Below are 21,387 nucleotides of genomic sequence, written 5' to 3' on the forward strand. Positions count from 1 at the left end.
GCCCCAAACCACCCGAACGGAGAAACGTGGCGGAGTTTATTTATCAGATGATCAAGGCTCGCAAGGCCATCGGTGACAAGGTCATCCTCGACGATGTCACCATGAGCTTCTTCCCGGGCGCCAAGATCGGTATGGTCGGCCCGAACGGTGCCGGCAAGTCCTCGATCCTGAAGATCATGGCCGGCCTGGATGAGCCCAGCAACGGCGAGGCTCGCCTGACCCCCGGGTATACGGTCGGCATCCTCATGCAGGAACCCGTTCTCGACGAGACGAAGACTGTCATTGAAAACGTGCGACTGGGTGCCGCCGATATCTTCGGCAAGCTCGCCCGCTTCAACGAGATCTCCGAAGAGATGGCGAATCCTGACGCTGACTTTGACGCGCTCATGGAAGAAATGGGCAAGCTGCAGACGGAAATTGACGCCGCCAATGCCTGGGATATTGACTCTCAGCTCGATCAGGCGATGGACGCCCTGCGTTGCCCGCCGCCGGACCAGCCTGTGTCCGTCCTCTCCGGTGGTGAACGTCGCCGCGTGGCCCTGTGCAAGCTCCTCATCGAGGCCCCCGACCTGCTGCTCCTCGACGAGCCCACGAACCACCTCGACGCCGAGAGCGTGCTCTGGCTCGAGAAGCACCTCGCGTCCTACCCGGGCGCGGTCATTGCCGTCACCCACGACCGCTACTTCCTCGACCACGTTGCCGGCTGGATCGCCGAGGTTGATCGCGGCCACCTCTACCCCTACGAGGGCAACTACTCCACCTACCTGGAGACGAAGGAAAAGCGTCTGTCCGTTCAGGGGCAGAAGGATGCCAAGCTGGCCAAGCGTCTGAAGGAAGAACTCGAGTGGGTTCGCTCTAATGCGAAGGGCCGTCAGGCAAAGTCGAAGGCCCGTCTGGCCCGCTACGAGGAGATGGCTGCCGAGGCCGAGCGCACCCGCAAGCTCGACTTCGAGGAAATTCAGATTCCGCCGGGCCCGCGCCTGGGTAGCGTCGTCATTGAGGCGAAGGATCTTCAGAAGGGCTTTGGCGATCGCTCGCTCATCAACGGCCTGTCCTTCTCGCTGCCGCGTAACGGCATCGTCGGCGTCATCGGCCCGAACGGCGTCGGTAAGACCACCCTGTTCAAGACGATCGTCGGCCTCGAGCCTCTCGACGGCGGCGAGCTGACGATCGGCGAGACCGTCAAGATCAGCTACGTCGACCAGTCGCGTGCCGGCATCGACCCGGACAAGACCCTGTGGGAGGTTGTCTCGGACGGCCTGGACTTCATTCAGGTCGGCAACGTGGAAATGCCCTCGCGCGCCTACGTCTCCGCGTTTGGCTTCAAGGGCCCGGACCAGCAGAAGCCGGCCGGCGTCCTGTCCGGTGGTGAGCGCAACCGCCTGAACCTGGCTCTCACCCTCAAGCAGGGCGGCAACCTCCTCCTGCTGGATGAGCCGACCAACGACCTCGACGTCGAGACCCTCGGCTCCCTGGAAAATGCCCTCCTGGCGTTCCCCGGCTGTGCCGTCGTCGTCACCCACGATCGCTGGTTCCTTGACCGCGTCGCCACCCACATCCTTGCGTGGGAGGGTACCGAAGAGGCGCCCGATAACTGGTACTGGTTCGAGGGCAACTTCGAGGCGTACGAGAAGAACAAGGTGGCCCGCCTGGGCGAGGCTGCCGCGAACCCACATCGCGTGACGCACCGCAAGCTGACGCGCGACTGATTCACGCAGTATGAGGGGGAGGGCCTGGCGGTCCTCCCCCTCATTGCGTCTATTTGTGGATTCGGTGTGCGGTACCGTGTCGTGGGTGCCAGTCTGAGTCAATAGTTTGACAGAGCGTTGGATTGTAGCCCTGCGTCGTGGGATGCGCTCCTGTCAGCGGTTGTTTGTTTGTGAATTGCTCGTGTTACGGATCCCACTTGCCTTTTGCGCAGGTCACATCTAGTATGTGATACGAATCGCAAACTTACGACGGCGCGAAAGGGGCTCCGATGGCGATTGAACAAGCGCTCATCGACGCGCTGGGTGGACACCTCAATATCGTCGAGGTAGAACCCTGCACGATGCGAATCCGTATTCAGGTGAAATCTCAACGGGACGTCGATGAGGCGGCGCTGCGAGTGGATGGCGTATTAGCCGTCGTGCGCTCCGGCGACGTTGTTCAGATCGTGTGCGGTGCTCAGTCCGACAATGTGGCAGCTGCGATGATCTCAATCCTTGAACGCGTGGCCCATGACACGCCTGCGGAGTCTTTGTCGCAGCGCGTCCACGCCTAGTATTAAAGATGTCATCAGCCCGCAACGTAGAAGGCTTTTTCGTGGATATTCACGCACCCGCATCTGACAACATCGATGAGCTGCGCCGTATCGCCGATGCTAATGGCGTAGCCACCGGATTCTGGGATTGGTACGGGAATTGGGTGGGCGTGAGCGCATCTACTCTCCTGAAGGTCCTGGGCGCTCTTGGACTGCCCCTCGACGAATCGTCCACGGTGGGGGATGTGCACGAGGCTCTGCGCCTGACCGAAGAGCGCGAATGGCGTCGTACCCTGCCTCCGACGATCGTCGCCCGCCAGGGTGGCGGCTACATGTTCCCGGTGCACGTGCCGGACGGCTCGTGGGTGAACGTTCAGTGGGTGCTGGAGGACGGCCGTAAGGGCTCGTGTGATCAGGTGGATCGCTACGTCGCTCCGCGCATGATCGATGGTGAGCTCGTCGGACGTGCGACCTTTGACGTCCCGCACTGGCTGCCGCTCGGCTGGCATCGCCTCGTGGCGACTGTCGAGGGCGGACACGTGGAGTCCGCGACCCTCATCATCGTGCCGAACACGCTGTCCCTGCCGCTCCTGGAGTCCTCGCGTCGCGTGTGGGGTGTGAACGCTCAGCTGTACTCGACGCGCTCGTCCTCCTCGTGGGGCATTGGTGACGCCACCGATCTGGCTGACCTGGCTGCTGTGTGTGCGGACAAGGGTGCCGATTTCTTGCTCATCAACCCTGTCCACACATCGCAGCCGGTGTCTCCGCTGGAGAACTCTCCCTACCTGCCGGTGTCGCGCCGTTGGCTCAACCCGATCTACATTCGTCCCGAGAGCATTGAGGAGTACGCCTCCCTGCCCCAGACTTCGCGCGCGGCCATCGAGCAGCTGAGCGACGAGACTCGCCAGTTCGCCATCCGCGAGGACCTGATCGACCGTGATCGCTCGTGGGAGGCCAAGCGCAAGGCCCTCGAGGTTATCTTCGCTGCTCCGCGTTCCTACCATCGCCAGAGCCAGCTGGATCGCTTCATCGAGCGTGGCGGTTCGGAGCTGTCGAACTATGCACTGTGGTGCGCTCTCGTCGAGCGCGAGGGCACGATCGAACTGCCCGAGGACCTTGCTCGTTCGTCTGCGCCTCGCGTCGAGCTTGAGCGCCTCGAGCTGGCCGAGCGTGTTGACTTCTACCAGTGGTGCCAGTGGGTCGCCGCTGAACAGCTCGAGCACGCCCAGCATGTGGCGCGTGAGGTCGGCATGGAGATCGGCATCATGGCTGACCTGGCCGTCGGCGTACACGGCTACGGTTCCGAAAAGTGGAGCCGTCCCGAGCTCTTCGCCTCGGGTATGAGCGTCGGTGCCCCGCCGGACGTCTACTCGCAGCAGGGACAGAACTGGTCGCAGCCGCCGTGGTCGCCCCGCAGCCTCGCGGAATCGGGCTACCTGCCTCTGCGTGACATGGTGCGCGCCGCTCTGGCCAACGCCGGCGCCGTTCGCATCGACCACATCCTGGGCATGTTCCGCCTCTGGTGGATCCCCGATGGGTGCGCTGCCACCGAAGGTACGTACGTGTACTACGACCACGAGGCCATGATGGGCGTCATCCTACTGGAGGCCCAGCGTGCGGGTGCCGTCGTCATCGGCGAGGACCTCGGCGTCGTCGAGCCGTGGGTGCGCGATTACCTGCGCGAGCGCGGCGTCCTCGGCACCTCAGTTGTGTGGTTCGAGAAGGAGGGCGGTGGCTGGCCGCTGCGTCCCGAGCACTACCGTGACCGTGCGCTGGCAGCCGTCAATATCCACGACCTGCCGCCTACGCTCGGCTACATTCGCGGCATCCAGACAACGCTGCGTTCCGAGCTTGGTCTGCTGACGGACGACATCGAGACGGTGCGCGCCGGCGATCGTCTGGAACTCGAACAGATGGGCGCGCGACTGCACGAGTACGGCTGCATCGACGGCGCGGAGCCCAGCGAGCGTGAGACCGTCGAGGGTCTGTACCGCTACGTCGCGAAGACACCGTCGAAGCTGGTGGTCGCCTCTCTCGTGGATGCGGTCGGGGATGTGCGCCCGCAGAACATGCCGGGCACGGGTGCTGACCTGTACCCGAACTGGTGCGTGCCGCTATGCGACTCCGACGGTGAAGAAGTTGCGATCGACGACCTGCCCACTAATGAGCGCCTGACTTCTCTGTTTGCGCTGCTGCGCGGGTCCGTCCGCTGACAGACGACAATAGGTCGATGCATGAACCCCGCGACCCGAAAGGGTCACGGGGTTCATGCATATGAGCGGGGATCAGTCTCCATCGGGGAGGGAAAATAGCGGATCGAGAACCCCCACTGTGTGCAGTGCTTCATCGAACTCGGGAGAGACTGGCTCTCCGGGTGGGGTGACGACGATGACCGGCACGCAGGGGGATAGCCCCGCCCCTCGGGCGGGGCCGAGATCCCAGTGGATGAGGGGAGTGCCCGCGTCGACGATATCGCCCTCCTCGACGAGGGGAGCAAAGCCTCGGCCGCGCAGGCCGACGGTGTCGATACCCAGATGAATGAGGATCGAGAGCCCGCGCGTCGAGGTGATAATTGCCGCGTGCGATTTGAGCTTGGTGACCACTCCGTTGATGGGGGAGTGAACGGTCACGCACGTGACATCGGCTTCCGGCAGGAGCGCGCGTCCATCCCCGACGACGCCACTGGCGAAGACGGGATCCGGTACCTCGGCCAGTGGCAGGACGTGCGCGCTGAACGGTGCGCGGACGAGGAAGCTCACCGGCTGGCGTGCATCTGCTCGACGAGGTCCTCGGAATCGGGGCCCATAACGACCTGCACGGCGTCGCCGACGATGACGACGTCGAAGGCTCCGGCCTCGCGCAGCTTGGCCTCGTCGATGAGGTCGGTGTTGGCTGCGTCCAGGCGGATGCGCGTAATGCACGCCTCGAGATTGGAGATGTTGTCCCAGCCGCCCAGGGCCTCGATGATGGTCGTTGCGGTGTCCATGGTGTCCTCCTTGGCTCAATGACCGAAACCGCTGCGGTTTGCCTCACACTTATGGTATCGCGACCGTGCGCGGAAGGGCACACTTGCAGCCACCGAGCGCGTCACATTATGAGATGGTCGGGGAGGCACTGGAGCCTCGGATACGGGCAGCCGGGGTGAAGGCCATGGCGATGCCAGCGGCGACGGCGAGCGCCGTGAATAGGTACATCGCAGCCTCGATCCCGGTGTGGGAGGCAACGATGCCGGAAGCGAATGAGCCGAGGGGCATGACGCCCCAGACCGCGAAACGAAAGATCGCGTTCATGCGGCCGAGCATGTCGGGCGGACAGATTTCCTGGCGCAGGCTCATCTGGGTGACGTTGTAGATCGTCAAGAAGTAGGAGGAGATGACGCCGGCGGCAGCAATGATCCATGCGGCCATGCCCGGGGCGTGAATGGAGGCCGGCTGGGCGACAATCACGAGAATGCCGATGATATTGGTGATGACGAGGGTGCGCCCGATTCCCAGGCGCGTGATCCACGCCGGCCTCGTGAGAGCGCCAAGGATGCCGCCGAGCGCGCCTGCGCTGAGGAGGAGCCCGAGCTGTGTCGCGCTCATGCCGAGGGTGCGCAGCACGAGGAGGGGCAGCAGCACCCGGATGCCCGCGTTTGCAAAGGCCGCGGCGGCAATGCAGGAAAAGAGCGGGTAGAGAATGCGTTGGCCGCGCACGAAGGCGAGGCCCTCGCGTATCTGGGCGCCGAGGGTGGCATCGCTGCGCACAGGAGTGGGCTCGGGCGTGCGAATGCGCCAGATCGCCCACGTGGACGCAACGTAGGTGGCGGTGGTCAGCAGGTAGACCAAGGGAGCAGCCACGATGCCGAGGAGCCAGCCGCCCAGCCCCGGACCCCCGGCAAGGCCGACCTGGTACGAGGCCTCGAGGCGCCCGTTGGCCGCGCCGATGTACCGCTTGGAGGCGATCAGCGGGACGTAGGACTGGTAGGCCACGTCGAAGAAGACGGTGGATAGGCCGAGGATGGTTGCGACGACCATGAGGTGTACGAGGGTCAGTGACGAGAGGATGTAGGCCAGGGGGATAGACGTCAGGGCCGTGATGCGCGTGAGGTTCGCGGCGATCATGACGCGGCGCTTGCGCCACCGGTCCACCCAGGCGCCGGCGGGCAAGCCGACAAGCAAAAATGCGAGGGTCTGCAGGGCGGAAAGCAGTCCGATCTGGGTTTCGCTGGCGTGCAGGAGGCTGATCGCGATCGCCGAGGTCGCCAGGGCTCCCACCTGGAAGCCGATCTCTGCGGCGGTTTGACCCGCCCACAGGTGCATGAAGGCGGAGTTACGGGTGAGGGGATGGTGCAGCCAGCGCCGCAGTGCCTCGCTCACCGTGCATCGCCGAGGCCTTGGCCCCCCGTGCGCTCGTCTGCCGTCAGGCTGGCGGCGCGCAGAGCCCATGCCAGGCCATCTTCGGAGATGGAGGGGGCGACGATGTCCGCGACGTCCACGAGGGCCTCGCAGTCGTGTCCGATGCTGACGCCGAGGCCGGCCGTTGCCACGGCCTCTACGTCGTTGTTGGAGTCGCCGAGCGCGACGGTGTGGGACAGAGGAATGCCCACGTGCTCGCAGATCGCACGGATGCCGACTGCTTTCGACAGATGCGCGGGAACGACCTCGAAGGGGACGTAGCCTGCGGCACCTACGGAGCCGATGATCGCGCGATAGCCGTCCGGTAGCGCTGCGTTGACCCGTTCCATCGATGCCTTTTCCGGGGGCACGTAGGCCGTCACTTTCGTAAAGGCCCCGCCGTCGATGTCCACGATGAAGGGAGTGATCGACCGAGCGTATTCGATCCAGTCCTCGGGATGCTTGCCCGCGCGGGGGACGAAGAAATCGAGGTAGCCATCGCTGGGCCCCATCTGGTCGGGACCCTGCCAGATGTAGAAGGCGTCGAGTTCCTCCCAGAGAGCAGTCAACGCATCGACGTGCTCGCGGGGCATGCGCTCGTCCAGGAGAATCGCATTGCCGACGGCCGCGTATCCTCCGGCACCGCCGACGAGCCCCTCGAAGCCGACATCCCAAAAGCGCGGGTAGACCTCGGGTGCGGAGCGTCCCGTGCATGCGAACAGTCGGTGGCCTCGCGCTCGGACCTGGTCGAGAGCTTCGAGCGCAGATTCCGGGATCCGCTGGCGTGAATCGCACAGGGTTCCGTCGATGTCGACGAAGACGGCGCGGGGATATGCGGCCTCGCTTTCGCTGCGCGGGGGGACCTCGGTGTCAGTCATGGAACTATTCTATCCCAGTACGAAAACGGCCCCACTCGTGCAGAATACGCCGCGCAAACGACAAATCGTGCGCACGGTCGATTGACAGGAGTGCCCGTGGCCCACACTGGAACCATCGACGATACCCGCGATGGAGCACGAAAGGCAGTTCACGACGATGGAACACGCAGCACTGACGGACGCCAACGACCTCACCCTCCTGCAGGCCGCGGCGCTCCTCTCGGGTTCGAGCGCCTGGGACTCCCGCCCGATCCCCGCGGCGGGCGTTCCCTCCTTCGTCATGAGCGACGGTCCCCACGGCGTTCGCCGCCAGCTCGGGGACGCCGACCACCTGGGTATCGCGGAGTCGGAGAAGGCAACCTGCTTCCCGACGGCCTCAGCCGTCGCGGCCACGTGGAACCCGGAGCTGGCGCGTGACATGGGTGAGGCGCTGGGGCTGGAAGCGCGAGGCCTCGGTGTCAACGTCCTGCTCGGTCCCGGCCTCAACATCAAGCGTTCTCCCCTGTGTGGGCGTAACTTCGAGTACTTCTCCGAAGATCCGATCCTTTCCGGAAGCATGGCCGCGGGCCTCGTCGAAGGAATCCAATCCACGGGTACCGCAGCCTGCCCCAAGCACTTCGCCGTCAACTCTCAGGAACTGCGCCGCATGGCCTCGGATTCCATCGTGGATGAGCGCACGATGCGTGAGATCTACCTGACCGGCTTCGAGATCGTCTGCCGAGCGGCCAAGCCGCGGGCGATCATGAGCTCCTACAACCTCGTGAATGGCACCTACGCGCACGAAAACAAGCACCTGCTGACCGACATCCTGCGCACCGAGTGGGGTTTCGACGGCATGGTCATCTCGGACTGGGGCGGTTCGAACAGCGCTGTTGAGGCTGCCCGCGCTGGTGGCAGCCTCGAGATGCCCGCCCCCGGCCTGGCGGGTGCCCGCCAGATCGTCGCGGCCGTCGAGGCCGGGGAATTGGACGCGGCCGACGTCTACGCGCGCGCCCAGGAAGTCCTCAACGTTGCGAGTGCGAGCGCCGGCTTGTCTGCGCCCAGGCCCTATGACCTTGGGCAGCACCACGAGCTGGCTACGCGCATCGCCGCCGAGGCGATCACGCTCCTGCGTAACGAGGAGGAGCTCCTGCCCCTGAGCGCCGGCACGAGCGTCGCCCTTATCGGCGATCTCGCCGACACGCCGCGCTTCCAGGGATCGGGTTCCTCCCAGGTCAACCCCACTCGTGTGGAGGCTCCGCGTGAACTGCTTGAAGCCGGGGGAGAGGCAGCTCGAGGCCTCGTTCTCGAGGGATATGCGAGCGGGTATGAGCGTCATGGCAGCACGAGCGACGCTCTCATCGCCGAGGCCGTGGCCCTCGCCGAGCGCGCTGACGTAGCGCTTGTCTACGTCGGCCTCGACGAGCTGGCCGAATCCGAAGGCCTGGATCGCCCCCACATGCGCCTGCCCGAGGGCCAGGATCGCCTCATCGAGGCGGTCGTCGCAGCCAATCCGTGCACCGTCGTCGTCCTGACCGGCGGTGCCAGCGTCGAGATGCCGTGGGCCTCGTCCGTTCCCGCGCTCGTCAACGGTTACCTGACCGGGCAGGGAGGTGCCGCCGCGATGCTCGACGTTCTGACCGGCGTCGTCAATCCGTCGGGACGCCTGGCCGAAACCTACGCGCTCTCCTACGAGGACCACCCGACTGTCGCATGGTACCCGGCGACCGGACCGCTCTCGTACTACCGCGAAGGCCCGTTCGTCGGCTACCGCTACTTCACGACCGCGGGCATCGACGTTGCATTCCCCTTCGGCTATGGCCTGTCCTACTCGAGCTTCGAATACTCCGACCTCGCCGTGGACGAGGAGGGGGTGACCCTCACGGTCACCAACACCTCTGCGCGCGACGGTGCCGAGGTCGTCCAGCTCTACGTGAGTGCACCTGGCGGCGTGTTCGGTCCCGCCCGCGAGCTCAAGGGCTTCGCCAAGGTCAAGGTTGGTGCCGGAGCATCGGTGAGCGTGAGGATTCCCTTTGACCGATACACGTTCCGTCACTGGGAGACGTCGCGCGCAGCGTGGGAAACCGAGGCAGGAACCTGGACGATCCACGTGGGGCGCAACGTCTCCGACACTCCGCTGAGCGCCACCCTCGAAGTCGAAGGAGCCGCGCCCTCGCCGATCGACCCGGCCCTCGGCCACTACCTGAGCGCCGACGTCGCGCACGTCACCAACGGCGAGTTCGCCGTCCTGCTGGGACGCACGATCCCGACCGCTCACCCCGCGGACGACCTCGTTGCCTCCGACCCGCTGTCCGAGATGACGCGCGCCAAGACCTGGCTTGCCCGCGTCGCCGGACGCAAGCTTCATGCCCTCAAAGCGAAGGTGGACGCGAAGGGAACCCCGGACCTCAACATCCTCTTCGTCCTCAACATGCCTTTCCGCGCCATCGCGAAGATGAGCAACGGTGCTGCAAGCCCCGACATGGTGGACGCGATCCTCCTGGCCGTCAACGGGCACCCCCTCCGAGGACTCACCCGCGCCGCCCTCGGCTTCATCTCCAACGCCCGCGCCAACAAGGCCACCCAGCGCGACCTCGACCAGACCCGATGACGCGGCCCCGGCCTCGTTCAACACACCGACGTAAAGGACAACTCATGCAGGCTCTCAAGCGCTGGTGGACTGCCTTCGAAGACAAGCACACCACGGCCGCCCAGTTCATCATCTTCTTCATCCTCTCCAACGGCATTACGGTGCTGCAGCTGGTTCTCATGCCGGCGTTCAAGGCGGTTTTCGCGCACACGAGCCTCGTCGATACTGCCTTCCAGTTCCTGCCCGTCGGCGTCTCGCACGGGCACACGGTCTTCCTCTTCGACTACCCGGCCGGTTCGATGTCGGTGGGCGGGGGTGGTGGCCTCGCGTACTTCCTCGCCGTCGAGATCACCCTGCTGATCGCCCAGGTCATCAACTTCTTCGCTCAGCGCAACGTCACCTTCAAGTCCAACTCGTCGGTGGGCAAGGCGGCCTTCTGGTACGCGGTCGCTTACGTGGTCATCACGATCGCGGCGGCCGCCCTTCAGGTCCTATACAAGGACCCGATCTACGCGTGGGCGATTTCGACGATGGGCGCGGGCGGCGAAACCTTCGCCGATGTCATCACGATGATCATCAACGCCGCCATCTCCTTCTGGGTGTTCTTCCCCATCTTTAAAGTGATCTTCAAGCAGGAACCCTCTCAGGAGGACGCGCAGGTCAGCGCAGCACAGTAGACTACTGGCAGACTTCACGAGAGGAGACTCCATGAGCGTGCCGCTGCTGACGGTGATCGTGCCCGCCTACAACTCCGAGGATTACCTCGACCGGGCGCTGACCACGCTCGTCGGATACGGAGACGAACTCGAGGCGATTATCGTCAACGACGGTTCGAAGGACCGCACCGCCCAGATCGCCGACGAGTGGGCTGCCCGCTACCCCTCCGTGACAGTCATCCACCAGGAGAACAAGGGCCACGGCGGCGCCGTCAATGCCGGCCTCGCCGCCGCCACCGGCACGCACGTGCGCGTCGTCGACTCCGATGACTGGCTGGACCGACGCGCCACGAACGCCGTTCTCGACGTCCTGCGCGAGGAGCGCGAGGCCGGGCGCGACTTGGATCTACTCGTCACCAACTACGTCTACGACAAGCAGGGAAAGTCGGTCAAGGCCGTCATCCGCTACCGTAACGTTCTGCCTCGCGGACGTACCTTCGGTTGGGCCGACCTGCGCCGATGCCGCTACGACCAGTACCTCATGATGCACGCCCTGACGATGCGTACGGAGGTCGTGCGAGCCTCCGGTCTGGTGATGCCCGAGCACACGTTCTACGTGGACTACCTCTACTCGTTCGTTCCGCTGCCCTACATTTCCACGATCCGCTACCTGGACGTGGACCTGTACCACTACTTCATTGGCCGTGACGACCAGTCCGTGAACGAGAAGGTCATGATCACGCGCCTGGATCAGCTCGCGCGGGTGAACGAGGCGATGACCCGTGCGCTGCCTCCGCGCGCCGAGGTTGAGGACAAGCTGTGGCGCTACATGGTCCACTACCTGCGTATCAACGCCGTCGTCTGCTCCGTCATGGCTCAGCTGTCGGGCACGCCCGAGCATCTGGCCCTCAAGGAACAGATCTGGGAGACCATGGACCAGATCAATCCCGAGGCCACGGATCGACTGCGCCAGGATCTGCTCGCCGGCCTCGTGCGCCACGCGTCGCCAAAGGTCGTTCGCGGCGGCTACAAGGTCGCGGCGGCTGTCCTCGGCTTCAACTAAGGGACGGCCGTCAGCGCCCGGCGAGCACCAGCTCCGTCCAATGGACGGTCAGGCGCTTACCGATGTGCGGGTATTCCACGTCCTCCTCGCGCTTGCGCCATGCAAAGCCGAGCTTTTCTGAGACCCTTCGCGAGGCGTCGTTTCCGTCGAAGTATTTCAAAATGATCGTCTCGACGCCCAGCTCACGCGCGCGCTCGATGATGGCGTGACCCGCCTCCGTCGCGTATCCGTTGCCCCAGTAGGGCGCGCCGATCCAGTATCCGATGTCAGCGACGGTTGCCTCGGGGGAGTCTTTGTCAATGCGCAGCGCGATCGAGCCCACGATGTCACCGGTCGATCCGAGCGTCACCGCGTAGCTGTCGGGTGCCGCCAGGACGGTCGCCAGCGCCTCGTGGGCATCGTCGATGCACTCGAAGGGTTTCCATCCGCACAGCATCCCGATGCGGGGATCGCGGGCCAGCTCGTAGAGCTCCGGTGCGTCCCAATCGGTCCAGGGACGTAAGCGCAGGCGCGGGGTGTCGATGATCGTCATTCGTCCTCCTGGGCATTCGTGGACGGGAGCAGTACCGTCAGCGTGAACCAGTGGTCCGCCACGTCCGTGACGGCCTGGCCGCCGTACTTGCGGGCTGTCCACTGGATGGATTTGACGCCCCAGCCGTGTTGAACGGTGTCGGGCTTGATCGTCGTGAGGCGCCCGCCGGCGTCGGTGTTGAGGTGACCGTCGAACCAGTTGTCGACCCGGATGATCGCCATCTGCCCCTGACGGAAGAGCGCTAGTTTGATGAGGCGCTTGGCGGGATCGTCGACGCGCCGCGAGGCCTCGATCGCGTTATCGAGGGCGTTGCCGAAGAGGGTAGCGATGTCCATTGACGACATGGAGCCCAGCAGGGCGCCGTCGGCGACTGCCGTGAAGTTGATGCCGGCTGCAGCGCACGCACGGCCCTTTGTTGTGAGGATGACGTCGAGGACCGCATTGCCGCTGTGGTACTGCTGGCCGATCTGCTCGATCGAAGACTCGAGTAAGGCGAACGATGCGGCGGCGCGTCCCGGGTCTAGCTCCGCGCGGATCGCCTCCACCTGGTGCTTGAGGTCGTGGTGAGCGCGCGCCACCTGCTCCATGTCCTCCTTAGCTGCCAGATACTGGTGGTGCTGGGCATCCAGGGAGGCCTGGATGGACGCGAGTTCGCGCTCGGTTGCGCTCTGCTGGATGCGCTCGAATTGCGCGAACAGGATCGCATAGCCGGCCAGGTCCACGAGGGTACGGATATAGAAGACCTCCCAGCCTGCGCGCCCGGAAAATGGGGTGGCCGTCGAGACGAAGCTGAGGTTGGACAGGGCAAAAATAGAAATGCCGATAAAAACGCCAGAGGCAAGGTCTGCGAAACGGAGAGCCGGCAGCGCCCCCTGGCGGTAGACGCGTCGTTCGAAGAAGTAGACGACGGCCAAGCACGTCGACGCAATCGCGGCAAAACCGCTGAACGACAACGGGTGCCAGTAGGGCTTGTCGGCGTGGGAGTAGACGACGACTTGCCAGGCGAGGGAAGCAGCGAGCTCGGCAACGATGAAGGCGCGTACGCTCATATGCGTTACCCAGCGCCAGTCCAGCGCGGTGCCCACGCGGATGACACACCACACGAGCGCGTACGCCGTCATCATGCCCGGCACCCACAGGGACAGGGGAGCGCGGCCGAGCAGTTCCTGGGCGCCGACGAGCACCACGAGGCCACCGACAGCCGCAGTGGCGAGCCGCCAGCGGGGGACAGCAGCGTTCGGGTTCAGCGCATTGGACGACGCCGAGCGCGCGACGACGAAGACGTACACAAGAGCGGCGCCCCACTCCGCGAGGGCGGTGAACAGGCGCGGGATGTCCGGCAGGGACTCGAACACGTCAGTGGATCCCACCCGCGAAGCTCGCCAGAGCCGTCATGAACGCCTTTTTACGAGGCCGGGAGATGCGCAAGCTGTCCCCGCCCGTCATCAGGCACTCCTGGTCGGCGACTCCGCGAACGTGGGCGAGATTGACGAGGTAGCACGAATTCGAACGGAAAAAGTCGTGACCGGCGAGCTGTTCCTCCATGGCCTTTAATGTCGAGGTGATCGAGTAGGTGTCGGAGACCGTGTGCACGTCCAGGCGGTGCTTGATTGACTCGACGTAGACGATGTCCGCGACGTCGATGCGGTGGGTCGACGTGCCCGACTGCAGGAGGACCGAGGCACCGCGCCGCTTGGCGACAGCCTCGAGGCACCGCGACAGTTCCTGGGAGAACGCGAACCAGGGCAGCGGCTTCATCAGGTAGGAGAGTGCCCCCACCTGGTACCCGTGGATTGCGAACTGTGCGGCTGACGTGATGAACACGAGGACGACCGCCTGATCGACCTCGCGGATTGCGCGCGCCGCGGTCATGCCGTCCACGTGGGTCATCTGGATGTCCATGAGGATGATGTCGTACACAGGCTTGTAGTCACCGATGATGGCGCCGCCGTCCTCGAAATAGGTGACCTCGAAAGAGACGTTGTTTTCTTCGCTGTAGCGCGCGAGGTAGTCGGCGAGGAGCTGGCGTGAGACGGCCTCGTCCTCGACGACGGCGATGCGTACCATGATCCGAACCTCCTTCGCGTATCAGCTGATAGGAACAAGGATAAGTGAGCGCCAGCGCGCCGTTGCCACGAGTCCACGCTCCGGCCTCGTCGATCACATGCCGGCGCACCCGCAGGTGGGGGCCGCTACCATTGTCCTGACTACCGTGAAAGGGGAGTGGCGTGGATCTGCTCGTTGTTGGATCGGGCTTTTTTGGCCTGACGTTTGCCCGCGAGGCCGCGGAGCGATTCGGTATGAACGTGACCGTCATCGAGCGTCGCGACCACATCGGAGGCAACGCCTACTCGTCGATCGACGAGGCCACCGGCGTCGAAGTGCACCGCTACGGCACCCACCTCTTCCACACGTCGAACGAGCGTGTGTGGTCCTACGTCAACCGCTTCACGGCCTTCAACGACTACCGCCATCGCGTCTACGCCAACTACCGGGGCGTCGTCTACCCGCTGCCCATCAACCTGGGCACCATCAACCAGTTCTTCGGCGCAGCCTATTCGCCGGCCGAGGCGCGCGCACTGATCGAGCAGCAGGCCGCCGAGATCACGGGTGAACCCGGCAACCTCGAGGAGAAGGCGATTAGCCTGATCGGCCGCCCCCTCTACGACGCCTTCATCGCGGGCTACACGGCCAAGCAGTGGCAGACGGATCCGCGCGAGCTGGCCGCGTCCATCATCACGCGACTGCCCGTGCGCTTCACCTACGAGAACCGCTACTTCCAGGACCGCTACGAGGGCCTGCCCCTGAACGGCTACGGCGCGTGGATCGCGAACATGGTTGATCACCCGCGTATCACCGTGCACACGGGCGTGGACTTCTTCGATGCTTCCTCGCCGTTCTCGAAGGCCGCGACTGTCGGCCAGGTCCCCGTCGTCTACACCGGCGCAATCGACCGCTACTTCGACTACGAGGCCGGCGAGCTCGGCTGGCGCACCCTCGACTTCGAGACCGAGGTCGTGGACGTGCCCGACTACCAGGGCTGCTCCGTCATGAACTACTCGGACCGCGACGTGCCCTTCACGCGCATCCACGAGTTCGCGCACCTGCATCCCGAGCGGGATCGCGCAGGCGCGACCAACACGATCATTCAGCGCGAATACTCGCGCTTCGCTCGCCCCGGCGACGAGCCCTACTATCCGATCGCTTCGCCGTCGGACCGCTCGACGCTCGCCGCCTACCGCGACATGGCGGCGGGGGAGAAGAACGTGCTCTTCGGCGGTCGACTCGGCTCATACCAGTACCTGGACATGCACATGGCAATCGCATCGGCCCTCACCAAGGTTGACGAGGCCGTGGCCTCCTGGCGCTGAAGGGGCTCCTGTTCGCATGGCGTCGGTTCTTTGGTCGGTCCTCTCGATCGCACTCATTATCGGCGTCGGCTGGGTGGCTCGTCGCGCGGGTGCGCTCGGTCCCGAGGCGGCGGGTTCTCTCGCGTCGGTGACGTACTGGGTGGCGTCCCCGGCCATGCTCTTCCACGCGATCGTCTCAACGGGGACATCTGGCGTATTCGGGGCTCCGCTCGCCGTGGCAGCCGCGTCGGGTGTGGGCACAGCGCTCCTCTTCGTGGCCGTCGCCCGCCTGGTCTTGCACCTCACGCGGGGCGAGACCACGTTGGGGGCCATGGCCTCGTCCCTCAATAACGGCGCGTATATCGGCATCCCGATCGCCGTCTACGTGCTGGGTGACGCTTCTGCTGTCGTGCCCATCCTGGTGTTTCAGCTCGGTTTTTTCACCCCGATGTTCTTCGTGTTGGCGGATCTGGCCGGCTCGGGCCAGCGCCCTTCTGCGACCGGCATCGTGAGGGTCATCGCGCGCAACCCCATGGTCATTGCGGCGGCGTGCGGTTTTCTCTTTTCCGCGGCCGGGTGGTCGATGCCGACGCTCCTCGACGTGTCGACGTCCATGCTGGGGGCAGCCGCGCCCCCGATGATCCTGCTGTCATTCGGCGCCGCCCTTGTGGACCGCCGCACCGCGACCGGCGACGCGAGGGCACCTGCTATCGCGTGCGCCGCCGTTGCTAAGCTCGCCGTGCAGCCTGCCATCGCGTGCGGCGTCGGGATGCTCCTTGGGCTGACCGGTCCGGCGCTCATGTCGGTGACCATCATGGCGGCGCTGCCCTCCGCGCAGAACGCCTACATCGCCGCGACGCGCGCCAAGGCGGGGGAGCGCATCGCGCAGGGAACGGTCCTCGTGACGACCTTTGCATCGCTGCCCGTCGTCGTTGGAATTGCAGCGATTTTCCATGCGTGTGGGGTTGTTTCCTAACTCGGGTTTGTCGGCATGAGCTCTGCTCTCTGGGCGTCCGAGCAGACCCCGGTCAGCAAAGAACCCGTCAAAAAGAGGCCAAAAACACGTTCTGTATCGTGGACTCTGGGAGACTTCCAGGTGTAACAGCCCTAGTCTGGCTGGGAATTATCCCGTATAGACACGAATGCAAGGAACTCACTTCATGTCATCCTCCGCACCCAAATCCGCGCCCCGCGCGCGCGACTCGTGGAGCGGCCAGACAGGCTTCCTCCTGGCAGCCATCGGCTCGGCCATCGGCCTGGGCAACATCTGGCGTTTCCCCGGCGTCTCCTACTCCAACGGCGGCGGCGCCTTCCTGGTCCCGTACCTGGTTGCCCTGATCTTCGTCGGCATCCCCATGCTGTGGCTCGACTACGCGGTCGGCCACAAGTTCCGCGGTTCACCGCCGTGGGCGCTGCGCAAGATCATCGGCGGCGGCGAGTTCGTCGGATGGTTCCAGACCTTCGTCTGCTTCGTCATCATGGTCTACTACGGTGCGGTCCTCGCGTGGGGCGTGCAGTACACCATCTACTCCGTGAACGAGGCCTGGGGCGCTGACCCGACGACCTTCTTCACCGACTCTTTCTTGCAGGTTGTTCCCGGCGACACCTTCTCGTGGGCGCCCGCATGGTCGGTGATGATTCCTCTCGCTCTCGTGTGGATTCTCGTGCTCTTCGTCATTGGCCGCGGCCTGTCCAAGGGCGTCGAGGCGGCGAACAAGATCTTCCTGCCGCTCCTCGTCATCCTCTTCCTCGCGCTCGTCGTTCGAGCGCTGTTCCTGCCGGGTGCCGTCGAAGGCCTCAACGCCTTCTTCACGCCGAACTGGAGCGCGCTTGCTGATCCCAAGGTGTGGCTGGCCGCATTCGCGCAGATCTTCTACTCGCTGTCCGTGGGCTTTGGCATCATGCTGACCTACGCCTCGTACCTCAAGCCCAAGTCGAACCTGACCGGCACCGCGCTCGTCGCAGGCTTCGCGAACTCGTCCTTCGAAATCCTCGCGGGCATCGGCGTCTTCAGCGCCATCGGTTTCATGGCGCACCAGGGCGGCGTGAGCGTCTCCGAGGTTGAGGGTCTGACCGGACCGATTCTCTCCTTCGTGACCTTCCCGAAGATCATCTCGATGATGCCCGGCGGGCCCCTCTTCGGCGTGCTCTTCTTCTCGTCCCTGGTCCTGGCTGGCGTCACCTCCCTGCTGTCCCTGCTCCAGGTCGTTTCCGGCGGCCTGCAGGACAAGTTCGGCTGGTCGCCCGCCCGCTCGGCTCTCGTTCTTGGCGTCCCTGCGACCGTTATTTCGCTGGTGCTCTTCGGCACCCGCTCGGGCCTGAACAACCTCGACATCGTCGACAACTTCATCAACTCGGTCGGCGTCGTGTCCTCGGCGATCATGTTCGCCGTGCTGTGCGCGGTCGCCGGCCCCCGCCTTGGGGTTCTCCGCGCACACATCAACTCGGTGTCTAGCGTGAAGGTCCCCAAGCTCTGGGAGCCCCTCGTCGGTATCGTCATCCCGGTCGTCCTCTTCGTCATGATGGCGATGTCCATCGTCGACCTGCTGACCAAGGGCTACGGGGACTACCCGAATGGCTACGTGCTCCTCTTCGGTTGGGGCTCCGTGGCGGTCGCTGTCGTTGCGTCTCTGATTTTCACTCTTATTCCGTGGAAGCACCGCCCGGTGGACACCCACGCGGCGGTCGCTCAGATTCTCGCTGACGACGCCGACGACACCGCTTCGATTGAAGGAGGCGCCAAGTGACCGCTCCCGCCATCGCTCTGATGATCCTGACGATCCTGCTCGTGTGGGGTGGCCTCGTCGCGTCCGTCGTGCTGCTGCAGGTCCTCTCGGTGCCCACCGATGAGGAGACCGAGGCCGCGCAGCGCGCTATCGAAGCCGCTGAAGCCGCGAAGCAGTAGGGTGGCATCGTGAAGCTCGTTGCCTTCGATCTCGATGACACCCTGGCGCCCTCGAAGTCGCCGCTGCCCGCCCGCATGGACGAGGCGTTGCGTTCCCTGCTGGACCACGTGGAGGTGTGCATCATCTCCGGCGGCCAGATGGGCCAGTTCCGCACCCAGGTGCTGGACAACCTGCACGCCACGGATGAGGAACTCTCTCGCCTGCACCTGATGCCCACCTGCGGCACGCGCTACTACCGCTATGAGGGTGGCGCGTGGGTCGAGCGTTACGCGCACGACCTGGATCCCGAGGTGGCCGCCCGCGCGATCGCCTCGCTCGAGCGTCACGCGCGTGAGCTCGGCCTGTGGGAGTCCAACCCGTGGGGCAACATTATCGAGGACCGCGGTTCGCAGATCACCTTCTCCGCGCTGGGTCAGGAGGCTCCGCTCGACGCGAAGCGCGCCTGGGATCCGGACGGCACCAAGAAGGCCGCTCTGCGTGACGCCGTGCAGCCCGACGTACCCGAGCTCGATGTTCGCGGCGGTGGCTCGACCTCGGTCGACATCACCACCCGTGGCATCGACAAGGCGTTCGGCATGGGCAAGCTCGTCGAAGAGACGGGCATCCCTGCTTCCGAGATGCTCTTCATTGGCGACCGCCTGGATCCGGAGGGCAATGACTACCCGGTCAAGGCCGCCGGCTACGCGACGCGCGCCGTGTCCGGATGGGAAGAATGCGTGGACGTCATCGACGAGATCGTGGCATCCATGAGCTGACCCGTCGCAGTAAACGATGACGAGGCCGGGGCTGGGGAACCAGCTCCGGCCTCGTTGTGTGCGGCTGCGGTGCTTGCGGCGATTGTACGGCCGCCGCACAATGCGGTGACGCGTTACTGCGCGCCGACGCCCCTGGTCGCCCAAAACACGACGGCAGACGCGGCAGCGACGTTGAGCGAGTCAACCCCGTGGTCCATGGGGATTTTGACAGTGTAGTCGGAGGCCGCGATAGTGCGCCGTCCCAGGCCGTCGCCTTCGGTGCCCATCACCATCGCGAGGCGGGCGTCCGGCCCCTGGAGGGCGGGCAGCGCAGCGAAGTCGTCGAGGGACACCGAATCGTCCGACAGCGCCAGCGACGCGACCGTGAAGCCAGCCTCCTGGAGCGTGGCGATGTCGCCGGGCCAGGACTCGAGGCGGGTCCACGGCACCTGGAAGACGGTCCCCATGGAGACGCGCACGGATCGTCGATAGAGGGGATCAGCGCACTGCGGGGTCACGAGGACAGCGTCGACGCCGAGCGCGGCGGCGCTGCGGAATGCGGCGCCGACGTTCGTATGGTCGACGAGGTTTTCCAAGACGACGACGCGACGTGCCGGGGCACCGCCGTGAGCGGTTGCGAGCAGGTCGGCGAGGGGCGGCAGGACGGGGCGCTGCATGGCGGCGAGGGCGCCGCGGTGCAGGTGGAAGCCCGTCATCTGCTCCAAGACGTCCTCGTCGGCGACGAAGATTGGAACGTCCGCGCCGTCGGGGGCACCCGTTGCTGCCTCGATGAGGTCGGTCAGGGTCGGCAGCCAGCGCCTCGACATGAGGAAGGAGCGCGGGCTGTGGCCGGCGCGGATCGCGCGTTTAATGACGTTCGCGGACTCAGCCATGTACAGGCCGCGTTCCGGTTCGATCTTGGAACGAAGTTTGACGTCTTTGAGGCGCGTGTAGTCGTCCAGGCGCGAATCTGCGCTCAGATCCGCGCTGGTGAGCTCGATAATCACGGCGGTCCCTTACGCCCGCTGGAGGGCGCGCGAGACCTCGCCCGGCCAGGACGGGCCCTCGAAGATGAAGGCAGAGAACGCCTCGACCAGGTCTGCGCCCGCGCTGATCATGCGCAGCGCGTCCTCGGACGACGAGATGCCGCCGGTGCCGATGAGGATCTGCTCGTCGTCAAGGTGTCGTGCCACCAGGGAGACGACCTCCAGCGCACGGGGCAGAAGCGGAGCGCCGGAGACGCCGCCTTCGCCCAGGTCGTGGTTGATCGTCGTGTTCGTGGCGACGACGCCCGCCAGGCCAAGCTCCTTCGTCAGCTCGACGACGGCGACGATGTCCTCGTCGGCCAAGTCGGGAGCGATCTTGACAAAGAGCGGCATGACGCGATCGGGAGCACCTGCCTCGCAGCCGCGGCGAGCGGCCTGTAGGATCGGGCGCAGGTGATCGACGGACTGCAGGTCGCGCAGGCCGGGCGTGTTGGGGGAGGAGACGTTCACGACGACAAAGTCCACCCAGTGGGCGAGCGTCTTCGCGCAGTACTCGTAGTCCGCGGGGGCGTCCGCCTCAGACGTCACCTTGTTCTTGCCGACGTTGGCGCCAACGATCGCGGCGCGGCCCGCAGGAGTCGAGCGCAGCTCGCGCAGCTTCTCGGCGGCGGCATCTGCTCCGGCATTGTTGAAGCCCATGCGGTTACGCAGGCCGCGTTCCTCCATGAGTCGCCACAGGCGCGGCGCGTCGTTGCCGGGCTGGGGACGAGGAGTCACGGTACCGATCTCGACGAACGCGTAGCCGAGGGCACACATACCGAGCACTGCCTCGGCGTCCTTGTCCATGCCAGCTGCCAGACCCAGACGGGACGGGAGGCGACGCTCACCCAGGGTCAGGGGAACCTCGACGCCGCCAACCATTCGCGTGGGGGAGTGCGTCGGATCGAGGTGGCCCAGCGTGGCGCGCATGAGTCCACGCGTCGGGGCGAATCGTCCGGCCAAGGAAATCGCTCCCAGACCCCAGTGGTGTGCATCCTCCGGGTTGGAACGCGAGATGAAGTGTGTGAAAGCCCAGTTGTACGCGCGTCGGATCAT

The 21,387-nt window shown here is 65.1% G+C and carries 20 protein-coding genes; 11 read left to right on the top strand and 9 right to left on the bottom strand.

Annotated elements, in window-relative coordinates; all coding sequences use genetic code 11:
* The first annotated feature begins 26 nt into the window (after positions 1-26).
* The 3 genes from ettA to malQ all read left to right on the top strand — a co-directional run bounded on the left by ettA (position 27) and on the right by malQ (position 4,455).
* Positions 27-1,709: an energy-dependent translational throttle protein EttA gene (gene ettA / locus JJJ16_RS02750; protein WP_007589182.1), complete on the top strand. Its 1,683-nt coding sequence runs from the start codon at positions 27-29 to the stop codon at positions 1,707-1,709.
* A 269-nt stretch (positions 1,710-1,978) separates the two neighbouring features.
* The gene (locus tag JJJ16_RS02755) at positions 1,979-2,263 is read left to right on the top strand and encodes a PTS transporter subunit EIIB (protein ID WP_219751290.1); all 285 of its coding nucleotides are present in this window, start codon (positions 1,979-1,981) and stop codon (positions 2,261-2,263) included.
* Between the two features lie 41 nt (positions 2,264-2,304).
* Complete coding sequence (malQ, locus tag JJJ16_RS02760; RefSeq protein WP_219751291.1) at positions 2,305-4,455, top strand: 4-alpha-glucanotransferase; 2,151 nt, start codon at positions 2,305-2,307, stop codon at positions 4,453-4,455.
* A 72-nt stretch (positions 4,456-4,527) separates the two neighbouring features.
* Here the strand turns inward: malQ and JJJ16_RS02765 are convergent, their stop codons facing one another.
* The 4 genes from JJJ16_RS02765 to JJJ16_RS02780 all read right to left on the bottom strand — a co-directional run bounded on the left by JJJ16_RS02765 (position 4,528) and on the right by JJJ16_RS02780 (position 7,496).
* Positions 4,528-5,001, bottom strand: a complete 474-nt coding sequence (locus tag JJJ16_RS02765; RefSeq protein ID WP_219751292.1) for a PTS glucose transporter subunit IIA — start codon at positions 4,999-5,001, stop codon at positions 4,528-4,530.
* Positions 4,998-5,228 (bottom strand): glucose PTS transporter subunit EIIB, encoded by a 231-nt coding sequence (locus JJJ16_RS02770; protein WP_219751293.1) that lies wholly within the window; start codon positions 5,226-5,228, stop codon positions 4,998-5,000. The genes JJJ16_RS02765 and JJJ16_RS02770 overlap by 4 nt, the downstream gene beginning before the upstream one ends.
* Before the next feature lie 106 nt (positions 5,229-5,334).
* The gene (locus JJJ16_RS02775) at positions 5,335-6,600 is read right to left on the bottom strand and encodes an MFS transporter (RefSeq protein ID WP_318836516.1); all 1,266 of its coding nucleotides are present in this window, start codon (positions 6,598-6,600) and stop codon (positions 5,335-5,337) included.
* Entirely contained in the window at positions 6,597-7,496 is a 900-nt protein-coding gene (locus JJJ16_RS02780; RefSeq protein ID WP_219751294.1) for an HAD hydrolase family protein, read from the bottom strand. The genes JJJ16_RS02775 and JJJ16_RS02780 overlap by 4 nt, the downstream gene beginning before the upstream one ends.
* A gap of 130 nt (positions 7,497-7,626) precedes the next feature.
* Here JJJ16_RS02780 and JJJ16_RS02785 point away from each other — a divergent pair, with 130 nt between their 5' ends.
* Genes JJJ16_RS02785 through JJJ16_RS02795 form a run of 3 tightly spaced genes read left to right on the top strand, consistent with a single transcriptional unit; the run spans position 7,627 to position 11,784 of the window.
* The gene (locus JJJ16_RS02785; protein WP_219751295.1) at positions 7,627-10,086 is read left to right on the top strand and encodes a glycoside hydrolase family 3 protein; all 2,460 of its coding nucleotides are present in this window, start codon (positions 7,627-7,629) and stop codon (positions 10,084-10,086) included.
* Positions 10,087-10,130: 44 nt separating this feature from the next.
* Positions 10,131-10,742 carry a hypothetical protein gene (locus JJJ16_RS02790; RefSeq protein WP_219751296.1) on the top strand — a complete coding sequence of 204 codons (612 nt, stop codon included), beginning with the start codon at positions 10,131-10,133 and terminating at the stop codon, positions 10,740-10,742.
* 31 nt (positions 10,743-10,773) lie between these two features.
* Positions 10,774-11,784, top strand: coding sequence for a glycosyltransferase family 2 protein (locus JJJ16_RS02795; RefSeq protein ID WP_219751297.1), 1,011 nt, complete (start codon positions 10,774-10,776; stop codon positions 11,782-11,784).
* Positions 11,785-11,794: 10 nt separating this feature from the next.
* Here JJJ16_RS02795 and JJJ16_RS02800 read toward each other — a convergent pair whose 3' ends face one another.
* From JJJ16_RS02800 to JJJ16_RS02810, 3 genes are read right to left on the bottom strand one after another with little or no spacing between them, the layout of a single operon-like run.
* Positions 11,795-12,316, bottom strand: a complete 522-nt coding sequence (locus JJJ16_RS02800) for a GNAT family N-acetyltransferase (protein ID WP_219751298.1) — start codon at positions 12,314-12,316, stop codon at positions 11,795-11,797.
* Positions 12,313-13,671 (bottom strand): GHKL domain-containing protein, encoded by a 1,359-nt coding sequence (locus JJJ16_RS02805; protein ID WP_219751299.1) that lies wholly within the window; start codon positions 13,669-13,671, stop codon positions 12,313-12,315. Before JJJ16_RS02805 ends, JJJ16_RS02800 begins: the two co-directional genes overlap by 4 nt.
* A 1-nt stretch (position 13,672) precedes the next feature.
* Positions 13,673-14,383 carry a LytR/AlgR family response regulator transcription factor gene (locus JJJ16_RS02810; protein WP_219751300.1) on the bottom strand — a complete coding sequence of 237 codons (711 nt, stop codon included), beginning with the start codon at positions 14,381-14,383 and terminating at the stop codon, positions 13,673-13,675.
* A gap of 161 nt (positions 14,384-14,544) precedes the next feature.
* On the opposite strand from JJJ16_RS02810, the gene glf reads away from it, so the two are divergent.
* The 5 genes from glf to JJJ16_RS02835 all read left to right on the top strand — a co-directional run bounded on the left by glf (position 14,545) and on the right by JJJ16_RS02835 (position 19,327).
* A complete protein-coding gene (glf, locus tag JJJ16_RS02815; protein WP_219751301.1) occupies positions 14,545-15,687 on the top strand; it encodes a UDP-galactopyranose mutase in 1,143 nt (380 codons plus the stop codon).
* Positions 15,688-15,703: 16 nt separating this feature from the next.
* Entirely contained in the window at positions 15,704-16,642 is a 939-nt protein-coding gene (locus tag JJJ16_RS02820; protein ID WP_219751302.1) for an AEC family transporter, read from the top strand.
* Positions 16,643-16,826: 184 nt separating this feature from the next.
* Positions 16,827-18,413 carry a sodium-dependent transporter gene (locus JJJ16_RS02825; protein WP_048670540.1) on the top strand — a complete coding sequence of 529 codons (1,587 nt, stop codon included), beginning with the start codon at positions 16,827-16,829 and terminating at the stop codon, positions 18,411-18,413.
* Positions 18,410-18,571, top strand: a complete 162-nt coding sequence (locus JJJ16_RS02830; RefSeq protein ID WP_007589176.1) for a methionine/alanine import family NSS transporter small subunit — start codon at positions 18,410-18,412, stop codon at positions 18,569-18,571. The genes JJJ16_RS02825 and JJJ16_RS02830 overlap by 4 nt, the downstream gene beginning before the upstream one ends.
* A 9-nt stretch (positions 18,572-18,580) precedes the next feature.
* Positions 18,581-19,327, top strand: coding sequence for an HAD-IIB family hydrolase (locus tag JJJ16_RS02835; protein ID WP_219751303.1), 747 nt, complete (start codon positions 18,581-18,583; stop codon positions 19,325-19,327).
* A 113-nt stretch (positions 19,328-19,440) separates the two neighbouring features.
* On the opposite strand, the gene JJJ16_RS02840 is transcribed toward JJJ16_RS02835, so the two are convergent.
* Positions 19,441-20,313, bottom strand: a complete 873-nt coding sequence (locus tag JJJ16_RS02840) for a TrmH family RNA methyltransferase (protein WP_219751304.1) — start codon at positions 20,311-20,313, stop codon at positions 19,441-19,443.
* A 9-nt stretch (positions 20,314-20,322) separates the two neighbouring features.
* On the bottom strand, positions 20,323-21,387 hold the full coding sequence (locus JJJ16_RS02845; protein WP_219751305.1) for a quinone-dependent dihydroorotate dehydrogenase: 1,065 nt from the start codon (positions 21,385-21,387) through the stop codon (positions 20,323-20,325).

Origin of the sequence: Schaalia sp. ORNL0103, assembly GCF_019429565.1 — a bacterium.
Classification (GTDB): Bacteria; Actinomycetota; Actinomycetes; order Actinomycetales; family Actinomycetaceae; genus Pauljensenia.